This window comes from Acidovorax sp. GW101-3H11 (assembly GCF_001633105.1).
GTDB lineage: Bacteria > Pseudomonadota > Gammaproteobacteria > Burkholderiales > Burkholderiaceae_C > Acidovorax.
This window is the reverse complement of record NZ_LUKZ01000014.1, coordinates 39,843-54,616: the sequence shown is the minus strand read 5'-3', so window position 1 is coordinate 54,616 and position 14,774 is coordinate 39,843. Positions and strand designations below refer to the sequence as shown.

Sequence of the window (14,774 nt, the reverse complement as noted above, 5' to 3'; positions counted from 1 at the left end):
GAACCGTTCGGGCTGAGCTTGTCGAAGCTCTGCGCGGCGCTTCGTACGAAATAGCGAGCGCGAACTGCGCGCCCCACTCACCGCCCCTTCTCAGCCCGCACGCGCTCAAAGATGCGCCAGAACGCCGCATCCTGCGTGGTCGCAAAGTTGATGCGCATGAGCGTGCTGGGCTTGCGCTCTGCATGGAACAAAGCGCCGGGCGCGAGCAGGTAGCCCTCGTCCAGCATGCGCTGTGACAGGGCGTCGGTGTCCACCCCCGTCTCCACCCAGCCAAACAGGCCCACCGGCTCGGCCGCAAAGCTGCAGCCTGCGCTGAGCGCCAGCTTCACGCTGCGCGCACGCGCCGCATCCAGCCGGGTGCGGATGCGCTCGGAGTGGCGGCGCAGCTGGCCTTGCTCGATGCACAGGGCCAGGGCCTTTTCGAGCAGCGCAGGGGTGGTGAGTGTGGCCAGCAGCTTGGTGTCGAGCAACTGCTCCACCAGCGTGGGCGGCGCGGCCAGGTAGCCGATGCGCCAGTTGGGCGCGAGGATCTTGGCAAAGCCGCTCACGTAGATGGTGCGCTGCAGGCCATCGAGCGCGGTGAGGCGCGTGGCGTGCTCGGGCGCGATGTGGCTGTAGGTGTCGTCCTCCACCACATGGAAGTTGTGCTGGTTGGCCAGTTGCAGAATCCGGTGCGCGCTGCCCGGCGTGAGGCAGTAGCCCGTGGGGTTGTGGAACACGCTCACGCTCACATACAGCTTGGGCTTGTGCACCTCGCAGTATTTGGCCATCACCTCCAGGTCCGGCCCGTCGGCGCGGCGCGGCACGGGCAGGATGTGCATGCCCAGGGCGGCCAGGCGCGCAAACTCCACGGCCCAGCCGGGCTCCTCCACCATCACCGGGTCGCCCGGGCGCAGCAGGGTACGGCTCACGATGTCGAGTGCATGCGTGGCCCCCACGGTGGTGATGATGTGTTCGGGCGCGGTGTGCACATTGAGCGTGGCCAGCTTCTTGGCCAGCAGGCGGCGCAGGCCCGCATCGCCCAGCGGTTCGCCGTACTGCAGCGAAAAATCCTGCAGGCTGCGCGAACTGGTCACCTTGCGCACGGCCGCAGGCATGAAGGTGGACTCCAGCCAGTCCGGCGGAAACACGCCCATGCCGGGCTGCGGCTTGTCGCTGACCTTGTGGAACATGCCGCGGATCAGCGCCGTGGCATTGACGGGTGACACCCCGCGGCGCCCTGCGGCCCGCGCGGCAAACCAGTGGGCCGTGCTCCAGTTGGCAGCGGCGCTCTCCAGCGCCGGGTCCACGGGAGGGGCGCCATCGTCTTCGGTCGCGCTGGCCGCGCGGCCACTTTCGCGCACAAAAAAGCCCCGGTTCTTGCGCGCCTCCACCAGCCCCTGGGCCAGCAGCTGGTCGTAGGCCGCCACCACGGTGGACGGGCTCACCCCGTTCTGCTGCGCGCACTGGCGCACCGATGGCAGGCGCGCGCCCGGCGCCAGCAGGCGGTTGCGGATGCGCTCGGAGATCCGGGCCGACAACTGCTCGGTGAGCGACTGGGTGGATGATTTCATCAGCATGGCAAGGCCCCGGGCGGTGTACTGTCTTCGCAACCAATACAGATTCAGCACTGCGCTGAATGACTGTACTGGTGATGTATTGGTTCGCAAGATTACATTGAACCCACACCACCGACAAGAACCCCCTGCAAATCCCCATGAGCGCCGCCGAACTCACTGCCCTGCTGCTGTTTTGCACCGCCATGAGCTTTTCGCCGGGGCCCAACACCACCTTGTCCACCGCACTGGCGGCCAACCTGGGCCTCAAGCGCGCGCTGCGCTTTTGCCTGGCCGTGCCCGCTGGCTGGACATTGCTCATGCTGGGCAGCGGCCTGGGCCTGGGGGCGCTCATCACCGGCGTGCCTGCGCTGCGCTGGGCCGTCACGTTGCTGGGCGTGGCCTACATGCTGTGGCTGGCTTTCAAGCTCAGCCGCGCCGGGCAGCTGACCGAAGTGGACAGCAACCGCCTCAACGTGACCTTCTGGCAGGGCGTGGGCCTGCAGTTCGTGAACATCAAGGCCTGGATGCTGGCACTCACGCTCAGCGCGGGCTGGGTGGTCAATGCCGCCGGGCAGCCCGCTGCCAACCCGGGCGAGCGCCTGGCCATCATCTGCGGCGTGATGATGGTGTTTGCCTTCACCAGCAACTTCGTCTACGCGCTGGTCGGCTCGCTGTTGCGCCAGTGGCTGGCGCAAGGCGCACGCCTGCTGTGGTTCAACCGCGCGCTGGCACTCGTGCTGGTGCTCACTGCAACCTGGATGCTCACCCTATGAACCGCTCACAGGAAAAAGAAGCCCTGCTCTGGGGCCTGGTCGGCGTCACGCTGTTTGCCGCCACCCTGCCCATGACACGGCTGGCGGTGGGCTCCACCGACGCGCCGCAGCTGTCCCCCTGGTTTGTCACCTTCGGGCGGGCCGCCGTGGCCGGGCTGCTGTCCATCGGCTACCTGCTGTGGCAGCACGCACAAGGGCGCCTGAACCGGCCCACGCGGGCCGAATGGCCCCTGCTGGGCATCACGGCCTTTGGGGTGATCGTGGGCTTCCCGCTGTTCCTGGCGCTGGCATTGCGCCATGTGCCCAGCACCCACGGTGCCGTGGTCACCGCCCTGCTGCCGCTGTCCACCGCTTTGCTCGGCGCGCTGTGGTACCGGCAGCGGCCCTCGGCAGGCTTCTGGGCCTGCGCGGTGCTGGGCAGCGGGCTGGTGCTGGGTTTCATGGTGTGGCGTGCGGGTGGCCTGTACCTGGGTGCGGCCAACATCTACCTGCTGATCGCCATGACCACGGGCGCCCTGGGCTACATCGGCGGCGCCCGCCTCACGCCCCGCCTGGGGGCCGAGCAGGTCATCTGCTGGGTGCTGGTGTGTAGCCTGCCGCTCACCCTGCCCGTGGCCTGGTGGTTTGCCCCGGCGATCCCTTCCAGCATTGGCGCCATGAGCTGGGTGGGCTTCCTCTACGTGGCCCTGTTCTCGATGTGGATCGGCTTCTTCGCGTGGTACCGCGCCCTGGCGCTGGGCGCCGTGCGGGTCAGCCAGATACAGCTGGTGCAGCCCTTCCTGAGCCTGCTGTTTGCGGTGCCGCTGCTGGGCGAGCACCTGGATGCCGTCACCCTGGTGTTTGCCGTGGCCGTGATTGCCACGGTGTTCGTGGGCAAACGCATGCCTGTTCACACCGCAGAAAGACCCGCCACATGAAGATGAGCGACATCCCCTTTGCCACCACCGACTGGGCCGCCGTGCCGCGCGAAGAAAAAAGCGCGCAGGCAGGCCAGGCGTTCTGGCGCACCCAGCAGTTTGGCGATGTGCGCGTGCGCATGGTCGAGTACACCCCCGGCTATGTGTCCGACCACTGGTGCGTCAAAGGCCATGTGCTGCTGTGCCTGAGCGGCGAACTGCACACCGAGCTGCAGGACGGCCGCCAGTTCACCCTGACGGCAGGCATGAGCTACCAGGTGGCGGACAATGCGGAACCACACCGGTCCACAGCACCACAGGGCACCACCCTGTTTGTGGTGGACTGAAGGAACACCATGCACACCTCTGTGGGACATGGACTGCGGCAGTTGCCCGGCCCGAACGGCGAACGCTTTGCAGCGCTGATGGCGCATGGCAGCATGCGCACCGAGCTGTATGCGCCGCGCGGCCAGGACCCGCAGCAGCCCCATGCGCAGGACGAGCTGTATTTTGTCCAGAGCGGCCAGGGCGAGTTTGTGCAGGGCGACACCCGTCACCGCTTTCAGGCGGGGGACGCTTTTTTTGTACCAGCGGGGCAAGTGCACCGCTTTGAGCATTTTTCGGACGATTTTGTAACGTGGGTGGTCTTTTGGGGACCACCCGGAGGAGAACGAGAGTGAAACTGAACGACCTTCCACAGAACAGCACCTGGACCCTGGCACGCCGTGCCGAGCGCATGAACCCCTCGGTCATCCGCGAAATCCTCAAGGTCACCGAAAAGCCCGGCATCATCAGCCTGGCGGGCGGCCTGCCCTCGCCCAAGACCTTCCCCGTGTCGGCCTTCGCCGCCGCCTCGGCCGCCGTGCTGGCCAACGACGGCCCCGCCGCCCTGCAGTACGCCGCGAGCGAAGGCTACGCCCCGCTGCGCCAGGCGATTGCCGACTTCCTGCCCTGGGATGTGGATGCCGACCAGATCCTGATCACCACCGGCTCGCAGCAGGCGCTGGACCTGATCGCCAAGGTGCTCATCGACGAAAACAGCCGCGTGCTGGTCGAAACCCCCACTTACCTGGGCGCGCTGCAGGCCTTCACCCCCATGGAACCCAGCGTGGTGGCCGTGGCCAGCGACGACGAAGGTGTGCTCATCGACGACCTGAAAGCCAAGGTGGGCACGGGCGCCGACAAGGCACGGTTCCTGTACGTGCTGCCCAACTTCCAGAACCCCACGGGCCGCACCATGACCGAAGCCCGCCGTGCCGCGCTGGTGAAGGCCGCTGCCGAGCTGAACCTGCCGCTGGTGGAAGACAACCCCTACGGCGACCTGTGGTTTGACAACCCGCCGCCCGCACCGCTCACGGCCCGCAACCCCGAAGGCTGCATCTACATGGGCTCGTTCTCCAAGGTGCTGGCCCCCGGCCTGCGCCTGGGCTTCGTGGTGGCCCCCAAGGCCGTGTACCCCAAGCTGCTGCAGGCCAAGCAGGCCGCCGACCTGCACACCCCCGGCTACAACCAGCGCCTGGTGGCCGAGGTGATGAAGGGCAACTTCCTGGACCGCCACGTGCCCACCATCCGCGCGCTGTACAAGCAGCAGTGCGAAGCCATGCTGGCCGCATTGACCCAAGAAATGGCGGGCCTGGGCGTCGAGTGGAACCGCCCCGACGGCGGCATGTTCCTGTGGGTGCGCCTGCCCGAAGGCATGAGCGCGATCGAGCTGCTGCCCCAGGCCGTGGAACGCAACGTGGCCTTCGTGCCCGGCGCGGCCTTCTATGCCGACAACGCCGACCCGCGCACGCTGCGCCTGTCGTTCGTCACTTCGACGGTCGAGCAGATCGCCACCGGCATCGCCGCGCTGGCTGCAGCCATTCGCAGCCACAAGGGCTGACAGGCATGCTGAGGCTCTGGGGTCGCCTGTCGTCCATCAACGTGCGCAAGGTCGTCTGGGCCGCGCAGGAGCTGGGCATCACGCTGCAGCGCACCGACGCGGGCGGCCAGTACGGCATCGTGCGCGAGGCGCGCTTCCTGGGCCTCAACCCCAACGGCCTGGTGCCGCTGATCGAGGATGAAGACACGGGCGTGACGCTGTGGGAGTCCAACCCCATCGTGCGCTACCTGTGCGCCCGGCATTCGCTGGGCAACCTCTACCCCGAAGACCTGCCCACGCGTTTTGCCGCCGAGCAGTGGATGGACTGGCAGCAGACCACGCTGAACCCCGCCGGGCGCGATGCGTTCCTGCAGTGGGTCCGCACGCCTGCCGCGCAGCGCAATGACGCGCTCATCGCCGCGTCGGTCGCCCTGACCGAGCCGCTGATGGCGATGCTGGACGCGCACCTGGCGCGCCAGCCCTTTTTGGCGGGCGAGCGCTTCACCATGGCCGACATCCCGGTGGGCTGCGAAATCCACCGCTGGTGGGGCCTGCCCCAGGTGCGCCCCGCACGGCCGCACCTGGAGCGGTGGTACAACATGGTCAGCACCCGCCCCGGCGCCCGGGGCGTACTGGACCAGCCCCTTTCCTAAGCAGCCATGCACCAGCGCCCCTTCAAGCAGATCGACGTCTTCAGCGACCGCCCCGGTTACGGCAACCCCGTGGCCGTGGTGCTCGATGCCGATGGCCTCAGCGACAGCGACATGCGCCGCTTTGCCGCCTGGACCAACCTGTCGGAAACCACCTTCCTGATGCCGCCCACCGACGCAGGGCGCGCGGCCGGGGCCGACTACCGCCTGCGCATCTTCAGCCCCAATGGCGAGCTGCCTTTTGCAGGCCACCCCACGCTGGGCACCTGCCACGCCTGGCTGCAGGCGGGCAACGCCCCCCGCCAAGGGGGCATGGTGATCCAGGAATGTGCGCTGGGCCTGGTGCGCATTGCACATGCCGACGGCACCCTGGCCTTTGCCGCGCCGCCGCTCAAGCGCAGCGCCCCCAGCCCCGCTCTGGTGCCGCTGATCGCGAGCGCCCTGGGCCTGCGCCCGCAGCAGATTCTGGGCGCGCAGCTGCTCGACAACGGCCCCGTGTGGCTGGGCCTGCTGCTGGACAGCGCCGACACCGTGCTGGGCCTGCAGCCCGACCATGCGCGCCTCAAGGACCTGGGCCAGGACGTGGGCGTGATCCATGTCAGCCCCACGGCCAGCAACACCAGCCAGCCGGGTGCCGTGGTGCGCGCGTTTGCCGCGCCCATGGGCAACCCCGAAGACCCGGTGACGGGCACCCTCAACGCCAGCCTGGCCGAATGGCTGATTGCCGACGGCCTGGCCCCCCGCAGCTACCTGGTGGCCCAGGGCGAATGCCTGGGCCGCGCGGGCCGCGTGCACATCCGCCAGGACGACGACCACCAGCTGTGGGTGGGCGGCCGCGCCGTCACCTGCATCGAAGGCACGGTGCTGCTATGAGCCCGCGCCGCCCTGCCCCACGCCCCAGCGGCTGATTCGATCTGGACCCCGCGCGCAACGCGGGCCGGGCCACCACCAACTCTTCTCCACCGGAAATGCACACCCGGTGAGCCCCCGGCGTGCCCGGCCCACCCCACTTCACTGCTTTTTTGTTTCCAAGGACCTGACCACCATGCACCAACGCCCCTTCCAGCAAGTCGATGTTTTCACCGCCACGCCCTACCGTGGCAACCCCCTGGCCGTGGTGCTGGACGGCTCCGGCCTCAGCACCGAAGCCATGCAGGAGTTCACCAACTGGACCAACCTGTCCGAAGCCACCTTCCTGCTGCCCCCCACCCCGGAAGGCCGCGCGGCCGGAGCCGACTACCGCGTGCGCATCTTCAGCCCGGGGCGCGAGTTTCCGTTCGCCGGCCACCCCACCCTGGGCAGCTGCCACGCCTGGCTGAAGGCAGGCGGCCAGCCGCAGGTGGCAGGCCAGGTGGTGCAGGAATGTGGCGTGGGCCTGGTCCCGCTGCGCCAGGACGGCGAGCGCCTGGCCTTTGCCGCGCCGCCCCTGATCAAGAGCGGCCCACTGGCCGAAGACGATGTGGCGCTGATTGCACGCGGCCTGGGCGTGGCACGCAGCGACATCCTGCACCACGCCTGGTGCGACAACGGCCCGAACTGGCGCGGCGTGATGCTGGCGAGCAGCGAGCAGGTGCTGGCGCTCCAACCCGACGCCAGCATCCTCGGCCAGCTGGACGTGGGCGTAGTGGGCCCGCGTGGCAAGGTCGGTGTCATCGGCAGCACCGATACCGATGGCATTGCGTTTGAAGTGCGCGCCTTTTTCCCCGGCAACAACGGCCTGGCCGAAGACCCCGTGACCGGCAGCCTGAACGCCGCGCTGGCGCAGTGGCTCATTGGCGCAGGCCTCGCCCCCACGCAGTACGTGGCCAGCCAGGGCACCTGCCTGGGCCGCGCGGGGCGCGTGTACGTGGAGCAGGACGGCGACACCCTCTGGGTCGGCGGCAGCAGCGTCACCTGCATGGCGGGCGAGGTGCTGTTGTGACGACCATCGCCAACGCCCCCTGCGTGGACCACCTGGTGGTGCTCGCGGCCGACCTGGCCAGCGGCCTGGCCTGGTGCGAACGCACGCTGGGTGTGACCCCCACCGCAGGCGGCGAACACCCGCTGATGGGCACACACAACCGCATCTTCAACATCTCCGGGCCCGCGCACCCGCGCGCCTACCTGGAGATAATCGCTATAAATTCAATAGCTACTCCCGCAATACCAGCAGGCGCAAGGCGCTGGTTTGACATGGATGATGCGGCCCTGCAGCAGCAAGTGGTGCAGCACGGGCCGCAGCTCATCCACTGGGTGGCCAGCGTGCCCGATGTGGCCGAGCGCTGCACCGCCCTGGCGGCGCTGGACGTGGAGCGCGGCGCCGTGATCACCGCCAGCCGCCCCACGCCGAACGGCCTGCTGCAGTGGCAGATCACGGTGCGCAGCGACGGCCTGCGCCTGATGGACGGCTGCCTGCCCACCCTCATCCAGTGGGGCCCCGTGCACCCCTGCGACAGCCTGCCCGCGAGTGGCGTGCAGTTGCAGCGGCTCACGCTGCAGCACCCGCAGGCCGCCACGTTGCAGGCCGCGTGCCAGGCCATCGGCACGGCGGGCCACGTGGTCATTGCGGCGCGCGATGCCCCCAACCTCACCGCACAACTCATCACCCCCCTCGGCCCGGTCACCCTGGCCTCACGCACACCGGAGTAAACACCATGCTGTTTTCACCACAAGAACTGCTCCTCTTTGCCCTCGCCGCCCTGGTGCTGGTGCTCACGCCCGGCCCCAACATGGTGTACTGCGTCTCGCGCAGCCTCACCCAAGGGCCGCGCGCAGGGCTCATCTCGCTGACCGGCGTGGTGCTGGGTTTTGTCGTGCACCTGCTGGCGGCGGCCCTGGGCCTCACCGCGCTGCTGGCCGCCGTGCCGCTGGCGTTTGATGCCATCCGCTACGCCGGGGCCGCTTACCTGCTGTGGATGGCCTGGCAGGTCGTCAAACCCGGTGGCGCCGCGCCCTTCGAGGCCCGCAACCTGCCGCACGACAGCCCGCGCACGCTGTTCCTCATGGGCTTCATGACCAACCTCTTGAACCCGAAGGTGGCCATGTTCTACCTGTCGTTCTTCCCGCAGTTTCTGCACCCCGAGCGCGGCCAGCTGCTGCAACAAAGCCTGACGCTGGGCGCGGTGCAGATCAGCACCAGCGCCGCCGTGAACGCGCTGCTGGTGCTGGGCGCCGCCCGCGTGGCCCTGTTCCTCAACCGCAACGCCGCATGGATGCGCGCCCAGCGCTACTTCATGGGCACCGTGCTGGGCCTGCTCGCCCTGCGCCTCCTCACCGAAAAGAAAGCCGCCGCATGAACACCCGCCTCGACCCCACCACCCTGCTGCCCACCCTGGCCGACATCGAAGCCGCCGCCCAGGTCGTCTACCGCGACTTTGCCGCCACGCCCCAGTACCGCTGGGCGCTGCTCAGCCAGCGCCTGGGCACCGACTGCTGGCTCAAGCACGAGAACCACACGCCCGTGGGCGCCTTCAAGATTCGCGGCGGCCTGACCTACTTCGACCAGCTTGCGCAACGCGGCGCACTGCCCCAAGAGGTCATCAGCGCCACACGCGGCAACCATGGCCAGAGCATGGGCTGGGCCGCGCGCCGCCACGGCGTGGCCTGCACCATCGTCGTGCCACGTGGCAACTCGCTGGAGAAGAACGCGGCCATGCGCGCCCTGGGTGTCACGCTCATCGAACATGGCGACGACTTTCAGGAAGCGCGCGAACACGCCATGCAATTGGCTGCCCAGCGCGGCGCGCACATGGTGCCCAGCTTCCACCCCGGCCTGCTGCGTGGCGTGGCGACCTACTGGTGGGAGTTTTTGCGCGCCGTGCCGCAGCTGGATGTGGTGTACGTGCCCATCGGACAGGGCTCGGGCGCGTGCTCGGCCATCGCCGCCAAGCTGGCGCTGCAGCACCCCGTGCGCGTGGTCGGCGTGGTCAGCAGCCACGCTACCACCTATGCCGATTCGCTGGCCGCTGGCCATGTGGTGGAGGCACCCGTCACCACCCAGCTCGCCGACGGCATGGCCTGCCGCGTGGCCGACGCCGAGGCGCTGGCCGTGATGGCCCCGCACATCGACCACATCGTGCAGGTGAGCGACGATGAGGTGGCCGCCGCCATGCGCGCCATCTTTACCGACACCCACAACGTGGCCGAGGGTGCGGGCGCTGCGGCCCTGGCGGCGGCGCTGCAGGAGCGCGATGCCCTGCAGGGCCAGAACGTGGGCCTGGCGTTGACGGGCGGCAACGTGGATGCCCCGATGTTTGCCAATACGCTCGCCAAGCACTGACAGTCTGCTGGACAATGCCCCTCGCACGGCCACCACCACGGTGGCGTGACATAAAAAGAGAGGGAGTGTCCATGGCAAGCCAAGCACCGTCCGGCTACCGCTGGGGCCTGTGCGCAGTCATCGCGTTGCAGTGCCTGCTGATTCTCGCGTTCATCTACCGGGGGCTGTCTGCCCCCGGCCTCTTCGGGCCCCGCCTGCCCGCCGTGCAGGGAGAAACGCTCTGGCTCGAAAGCCATGGCGCCCTCCACCAGTTCGACGCCGCAGGCCAGCGGCTGCAGCAGATCCCCCTGCGCGAGTTGAAGATTTCCGACAGCCCCACCAGCCTGCAGTTCACGCAAGAGCAGGTGGCCTGGGTGCACGACGAAAGCCGCGTGGTCCGCTGCGACCTGCAGCAGCGCCAATGCCTGCCGGTGGAGCTGGCGGGGCTGGACACCCGCCGGGGCTACCGCTGGGTGCGGGTGAGTGCGGACGAGTCGGAAATCACCGTCTCCGATGCCTCGGAGCACCGCGTGCTGGTGTACCGGCGCGACCCCATCACCGCGCGCTACACGCTGGCGCGCACCGAGGCGCAGGGCATGCGCTTCCCCAACCAGACCCTGCAGGTGGGCGACGCCCTGTGGGTGGCCAACACCAACCGCCACCAGATCGTGCAGCTGCGCACCGGCCCGGACGGCAAGACCGTGCGGCAGCAGCACCCCATCGCCCACCCCGACCTGCGGCCCGGGCGCGCGTTTCCGTTTGCCATGGCACAGGACCCGCGCGGGCAGCTGTGGGTGCTGGTGGCCAGCGTGGACATGCAGAACGCCGACCTGCTCATGATGGGCCCGCAGCTGCAGCCCGAGCGGGTGATCCCCCTGGCCCCCAAGCAGGACCCGAACGCGATTGCGCTGTTCCAGCAGCACATGCTGCTCACCGACATGAGCAACTTCCTGGTGCGCAGGCTGGACCTGCATGGCCGCGTGCTGGGGCCGTTTGGTGACGCGGCCTTCCAGGCTGAACTGACGACGGCGCGCAACCAGGCCAGCTGGTCGCGGCGCATGCCCGCGCTGCTGCTGGGCAGCGTGGCCGTGCTGATGCTGGTGGCCCTGTGGCTGGCCTGGAAGGCGGGCGAGCTGCGGCAGCTGCGCGGCGCCGCATGGCGGGCCGACCCCGAGGACAGCCCGCAGGACGAGACGGGCCCTGCGCCCGTGACAACCACCGCAGCCAAAGAGGCTGCGGCCGCCGCTTTCGCAGGCGCCGCCACCCCCATCCCGCCCGGCCGGGTGACCATGGTCAAGGCGCTGCCTGGCAGTACCCGCACGCGGCGGCGCCTGCTGCTGGCCACCAGCGCCCTGGCGCTTTTGGTCATGGGCGCCCTGCTGTACTGGATATGGCCCATGTTCTACCAGCACGACTGCGCCCCCGGCACCGCCTGCCCGGTGTGGCTGCCGTATGGCCTGGCAGTGCTGGCCCTGGTGCCGATGATCCTGCCCCTGGTTCTGTGGCGCAGGCTGAAGGCGCTGGAAACCATCCGCATCGGCACCGATGGCCAGCAGGTGCAGGCCCGGGTGGGCAACAAGCGCTACCAGGCCCCGGCGCACCAGGTCACCTGCACGCGCCAGCAGCTGCTGATCGGCCTGGGGGTGGTGCCACTGCGCCTCAACGGCGAAGCCCTGTTTGACGAAGCACTGCTGCGCCGCGACTTCATCCACCGCCTGCCCCAGATGCAAATGCACAACAGCCCCTGGAGCGCCGGGCTGCTGGGCCACTGGTGGAAACATGGCGGCTGGCAGGGGCGCGCCATCGTGATCGGGTTCGGCGCCCTGTGTGCGCTGCTGGCCTGGCTGATGGTGGGGCTGCTGGTGCTGCGCGGACTGTCGGCGTGGCTGACGACGCTGCTCTGAGCCGGACACCGTTCCGCTGCTGCAGCGCAACATCAAAAACTCCCAAATTGATAGCACCGGTCGCACTAGCGACAAGCGTGCTGCGCCGGGTTCATCACAATCCGGCGCATGGGAACCCTCTACCTCGTGCGCCATGGCCAGGCCTCGTTTGGCGCAGAAAACTACGACCAGCTCAGCCCCGTCGGCCACCAGCAGGCGGTGCGGCTGGGTCAGTTCTGGCGCGAACGCGGCCAGCGCTTTGACGCCGTGATCACCGGCACGCTGCAGCGCCATGTGCAGACGTTGGGCGGCATCGTGGAAGGCCTGGGCTCCGCCCCCGAGGCTTTGCGCCTGCCCGGCCTCAATGAATACGACAGCCACGCGCTGATCGCCGCCATCCACCCCCAGCCGCTGGGCCCCGCCGACACACCCGAGCGCTACCGCGCGCACTTTCGCATCCTGTGCGACGCGCTGGCGCAATGGATGGCCGGTGTCATCAGCCCCCAGGGCATGCCCAGCTGGAACGAGTTTTCCGCCGGTGTGCGCAGCGCGCTCGACCATGTGCGCCACCACCACGCGGGCCAGAACGTGTTGCTGGTGAGCAGCGGCGGCCCCATCTCCACCGCCGTGGGCGAGGTGCTGGGCACCGCGCCCGAGGTGACAATTGCGCTGAACATGCGCATCCGCAACAGCGCAGTGACCGAGTTCTCCATCTCGCCCAAACGGCTGATGCTGCAGACCTTCAACACGCTGCCGCACCTGAACGAGGTGGAGCATGCGAATTGGGTGACACACGCCTGAAGTTTTGAGCTTTTTTGGCCGTTGCCGCGCTATGGATAAGCGTTTATAGCTATGTTTTTAATAGCAAACTAGCCATTCACTGTGCAGCCACCGCCTGAACGGGTCGCCGCCGGTGCCGTGGCGGCTGGTAGCGTGGCCCCACCGTGCGCTATGGTGGGTGTTTTGAGCCGCTCACTGCCACCCCATGCGCTGCACCACCCCACCCGTTCTCGCCCTGCTGGCAGTCCTCTGGATGCCCGCTCCTGCACCCGCGCAGGACGAGCCTCCGTCCAAGGCTGCGCAGAACCTCCTTTGGAAAGGCATGGACGCGGTGCTGGCGGGCTGCGTCGGCGCCCGCCCCGCCCCGCAGCAGTGCCCGGCCGGGCGCGTTGCCAAGGCATCCAGGCCCCAGACGATGGAGCGCTCCGATGGCAGCGGCAAGATCACCCTGCAGGCGGTGGAGTACCCGGGCCTGTCCATGTCGCTGCGCAACCGGCAGGTGGTGGGGCTGGAGATCACTCAGGCATCGTGGCCTGTGCCCCATGATTTGCGCGTGGGCACGGCCGCCGCGCGGGTGCGCCAGGTGTTGGGCGCCCCCACGATGGAGGGCCCGGGGCCGGACGGGGTCCAGGGGCTGTCGTACTGCGAGAAGGAAAACTGCGTGCAATTTCTGGTGCACGTCGCTACCGGGACGATCCGCCGGGTACGGTGGAGCTTCTACTACGACTGACTGCGGCTGACTGGCCTGCGGCCCCGCCCCTTGTCAGGGGCGATCCGCTCAGCGCAGGGGATGTTCGCGCAAGGTGCTGAGCGGCAGCGCCTGCAGCTCCTGCAGCAGCGCCACCAGTTGCTGCGCAGCGGCCTGCACCACCGCCTGCCCCTTGTCGGCCGTGGCGGCGGCGGCATCGCCCACGGCGCCTGCCGGGTGGTAGTCCTGCATCTGCCAGCCCAGTTTGGCGGTTTTGCCATTGCCCAGGATGGCGTAGCGCTCAGACCGGTCCTGCGAGGTGGAGCGGAAGTTCTGCGCATGCGCCATGTGCACCGTGGCGGGCGCCAGGTGCAGCATCATGGATGTCTCGATCTCGCCCGCGTGGATGCCAAAGCGGTGCTCCTGCGCGCTGAATTGCCCCGCCACCGCCTCGGGCAGCGGCAGGCTGAACCAGCTGGCGCTGTAAACGATGAGGTCGCAGCGCGTGCGCAGCTCGCGCGCCACGATGTCCATCACACTCACCTGGCCGCCATGGCCGTTGAACAGCAGCAGTTTCTTGACGCCCGCGCGGGCCACACATTCGCCGATCTCGGTCCACAGCGCGATCACCGTGGCGGGTGACAGCGTGAGCGTGCCGGGGAAGCGGATGTGCTCCGGGCTCAGGCCCACGTTCTGCGGGGGCAAAAAGAGTACGGGCAGGTCGGCGGGCAGTTGGGGCAGCGTGGCGTCAATCACGCCCTGCAGCAGCGTCGCATCCACCGAGAGCGGCAGGTGCGGGCCATGCTGCTCGATGGCCGCCACGGGCAACACGGCCACCACCTGGTCGGCCTGGCCCGCGCTTTGCAGCGCGGCAAAGTCGCGGGTGGACAGGTCGGCCCAGAAACGCGAGGGCAAGGTGGGGCGGGCGGGTGGGGGCGCAAGGGCGGCGGTCATGGCGTGATGGTAGTCGCAGCGGCAGCGGCCGCCTACGCCGCAGGCTGGCTACCGAAGCACCGTGGTAACCAGCCAGAACAGAAGGTGCCCTGCGCCCATCACCGACACCAGTGCAAACGCCAGCCCGCTGGCCCGCGTACCCAGCCCACGGCGGCGCTGCCAGGCGCGCACCACCAGCGCCACCAACCAGCCCACGGTGGCCAACACGGCCCACGGCATCCACAGCATCCACAGCAGCCCTTTGCCCAGGCAGCCAAAGTTCTCGCAATACAGCATGAAGCTGTAGTGCGACAGCACCACCAGCAGCGCGCACAGGCCCAGCAGCAACGCATCGAGCGTGCGCGACACCCAGACGGCCGCGCGAGAGATCGGTGCCGGAGAAGGCGACAACGGCGATGAAGGCAAAGGCGTATCCATAACAAGCCGTGGGCAGAGTGGTGTGGGATGGGGCGGCAGAACCCCTGCAGCCCAGCATAGCGCCCGCCCCTGCCCCGCGTGCTGCCGCCCATCCCGC

General features: G+C 68.7%; 17 protein-coding genes. 14 read left to right on the top strand and 3 right to left on the bottom strand.

Annotated features, from left to right (window positions below; all coding sequences use genetic code 11):
* Positions 1 to 77 precede the first annotated feature (77 nt).
* Positions 78 to 1,559 (bottom strand): PLP-dependent aminotransferase family protein, encoded by a 1,482-nt coding sequence (locus tag A1D30_RS15470; RefSeq protein ID WP_063461624.1) that lies wholly within the window; start codon positions 1,557 to 1,559, stop codon positions 78 to 80.
* 137 nt (positions 1,560 to 1,696) lie between these two features.
* On the opposite strand from A1D30_RS15470, the gene A1D30_RS15465 reads away from it, so the two are divergent.
* From A1D30_RS15465 to A1D30_RS15400, 14 genes are all read left to right on the top strand, one after another.
* On the top strand, positions 1,697 to 2,311 hold the full coding sequence (locus A1D30_RS15465) for a LysE family translocator (protein WP_063461623.1): 615 nt from the start codon (positions 1,697 to 1,699) through the stop codon (positions 2,309 to 2,311).
* A complete protein-coding gene (locus A1D30_RS15460) occupies positions 2,308 to 3,228 on the top strand; it encodes a DMT family transporter (RefSeq protein ID WP_063461622.1) in 921 nt (306 codons plus the stop codon). Before A1D30_RS15465 ends, A1D30_RS15460 begins: the two co-directional genes overlap by 4 nt.
* Positions 3,225 to 3,554, top strand: a complete 330-nt coding sequence (locus tag A1D30_RS15455; RefSeq protein ID WP_063461621.1) for a DHCW motif cupin fold protein — start codon at positions 3,225 to 3,227, stop codon at positions 3,552 to 3,554. The genes A1D30_RS15460 and A1D30_RS15455 overlap by 4 nt, the downstream gene beginning before the upstream one ends.
* Before the next feature lie 9 nt (positions 3,555 to 3,563).
* The gene (locus A1D30_RS15450; protein WP_063461620.1) at positions 3,564 to 3,887 is read left to right on the top strand and encodes a cupin domain-containing protein; all 324 of its coding nucleotides are present in this window, start codon (positions 3,564 to 3,566) and stop codon (positions 3,885 to 3,887) included.
* A complete protein-coding gene (locus tag A1D30_RS15445) occupies positions 3,884 to 5,089 on the top strand; it encodes a PLP-dependent aminotransferase family protein (RefSeq protein ID WP_109790963.1) in 1,206 nt (401 codons plus the stop codon). The genes A1D30_RS15450 and A1D30_RS15445 overlap by 4 nt, the downstream gene beginning before the upstream one ends.
* Before the next feature lie 5 nt (positions 5,090 to 5,094).
* Complete coding sequence (locus A1D30_RS15440) at positions 5,095 to 5,721, top strand: glutathione S-transferase (RefSeq protein WP_063461618.1); 627 nt, start codon at positions 5,095 to 5,097, stop codon at positions 5,719 to 5,721.
* A gap of 6 nt (positions 5,722 to 5,727) precedes the next feature.
* Positions 5,728 to 6,591, top strand: a complete 864-nt coding sequence (locus tag A1D30_RS15435) for a PhzF family phenazine biosynthesis protein (protein ID WP_063461617.1) — start codon at positions 5,728 to 5,730, stop codon at positions 6,589 to 6,591.
* Positions 6,592 to 6,763: 172 nt separating this feature from the next.
* Positions 6,764 to 7,639 carry a PhzF family phenazine biosynthesis protein gene (locus A1D30_RS15430; RefSeq protein WP_063461616.1) on the top strand — a complete coding sequence of 292 codons (876 nt, stop codon included), beginning with the start codon at positions 6,764 to 6,766 and terminating at the stop codon, positions 7,637 to 7,639.
* Positions 7,636 to 8,346 carry a VOC family protein gene (locus A1D30_RS15425; protein WP_063461615.1) on the top strand — a complete coding sequence of 237 codons (711 nt, stop codon included), beginning with the start codon at positions 7,636 to 7,638 and terminating at the stop codon, positions 8,344 to 8,346. The genes A1D30_RS15430 and A1D30_RS15425 overlap by 4 nt, the downstream gene beginning before the upstream one ends.
* A gap of 5 nt (positions 8,347 to 8,351) precedes the next feature.
* Entirely contained in the window at positions 8,352 to 8,993 is a 642-nt protein-coding gene (locus tag A1D30_RS15420; protein WP_063461614.1) for a LysE family translocator, read from the top strand.
* The gene (locus A1D30_RS15415) at positions 8,990 to 9,976 is read left to right on the top strand and encodes a threonine dehydratase (protein ID WP_063461613.1); all 987 of its coding nucleotides are present in this window, start codon (positions 8,990 to 8,992) and stop codon (positions 9,974 to 9,976) included. Before A1D30_RS15420 ends, A1D30_RS15415 begins: the two co-directional genes overlap by 4 nt.
* 71 nt (positions 9,977 to 10,047) lie before the next feature.
* Positions 10,048 to 11,859: a hypothetical protein gene (locus A1D30_RS15410; RefSeq protein ID WP_063461612.1), complete on the top strand. Its 1,812-nt coding sequence runs from the start codon at positions 10,048 to 10,050 to the stop codon at positions 11,857 to 11,859.
* A gap of 108 nt (positions 11,860 to 11,967) precedes the next feature.
* A complete protein-coding gene (locus A1D30_RS15405) occupies positions 11,968 to 12,639 on the top strand; it encodes a histidine phosphatase family protein (RefSeq protein ID WP_063461611.1) in 672 nt (223 codons plus the stop codon).
* 184 nt (positions 12,640 to 12,823) lie between these two features.
* Positions 12,824 to 13,348, top strand: a complete 525-nt coding sequence (locus tag A1D30_RS15400) for a hypothetical protein (protein WP_063461610.1) — start codon at positions 12,824 to 12,826, stop codon at positions 13,346 to 13,348.
* Between the two features lie 48 nt (positions 13,349 to 13,396).
* Here A1D30_RS15400 and A1D30_RS15395 read toward each other — a convergent pair whose 3' ends face one another.
* A complete protein-coding gene (locus A1D30_RS15395) occupies positions 13,397 to 14,260 on the bottom strand; it encodes a creatininase family protein (protein ID WP_063461609.1) in 864 nt (287 codons plus the stop codon).
* Positions 14,261 to 14,308: 48 nt separating this feature from the next.
* Complete coding sequence (locus A1D30_RS15390) at positions 14,309 to 14,650, bottom strand: hypothetical protein (protein ID WP_242421912.1); 342 nt, start codon at positions 14,648 to 14,650, stop codon at positions 14,309 to 14,311.
* Positions 14,651 to 14,774 lie beyond the last annotated feature (124 nt).

Coding starts and splice junctions, on each gene's coding strand:
- A1D30_RS15470 (WP_063461624.1), bottom strand. CDS start 1,559: ATGCTGATGAAATCATCCACCCAGTCGCTCACCGAGCAGTTGTCGGCC.
- A1D30_RS15465 (WP_063461623.1), top strand. CDS start 1,697: ATGAGCGCCGCCGAACTCACTGCCCTGCTGCTGTTTTGCACCGCCATG.
- A1D30_RS15460 (WP_063461622.1), top strand. CDS start 2,308: ATGAACCGCTCACAGGAAAAAGAAGCCCTGCTCTGGGGCCTGGTCGGC.
- A1D30_RS15455 (WP_063461621.1), top strand. CDS start 3,225: ATGAAGATGAGCGACATCCCCTTTGCCACCACCGACTGGGCCGCCGTG.
- A1D30_RS15450 (WP_063461620.1), top strand. CDS start 3,564: ATGCACACCTCTGTGGGACATGGACTGCGGCAGTTGCCCGGCCCGAAC.
- A1D30_RS15440 (WP_063461618.1), top strand. CDS start 5,095: ATGCTGAGGCTCTGGGGTCGCCTGTCGTCCATCAACGTGCGCAAGGTC.
- A1D30_RS15435 (WP_063461617.1), top strand. CDS start 5,728: ATGCACCAGCGCCCCTTCAAGCAGATCGACGTCTTCAGCGACCGCCCC.
- A1D30_RS15430 (WP_063461616.1), top strand. CDS start 6,764: ATGCACCAACGCCCCTTCCAGCAAGTCGATGTTTTCACCGCCACGCCC.
- A1D30_RS15420 (WP_063461614.1), top strand. CDS start 8,352: ATGCTGTTTTCACCACAAGAACTGCTCCTCTTTGCCCTCGCCGCCCTG.
- A1D30_RS15415 (WP_063461613.1), top strand. CDS start 8,990: ATGAACACCCGCCTCGACCCCACCACCCTGCTGCCCACCCTGGCCGAC.
- A1D30_RS15410 (WP_063461612.1), top strand. CDS start 10,048: ATGGCAAGCCAAGCACCGTCCGGCTACCGCTGGGGCCTGTGCGCAGTC.
- A1D30_RS15405 (WP_063461611.1), top strand. CDS start 11,968: ATGGGAACCCTCTACCTCGTGCGCCATGGCCAGGCCTCGTTTGGCGCA.
- A1D30_RS15400 (WP_063461610.1), top strand. CDS start 12,824: ATGCGCTGCACCACCCCACCCGTTCTCGCCCTGCTGGCAGTCCTCTGG.
- A1D30_RS15395 (WP_063461609.1), bottom strand. CDS start 14,260: ATGACCGCCGCCCTTGCGCCCCCACCCGCCCGCCCCACCTTGCCCTCG.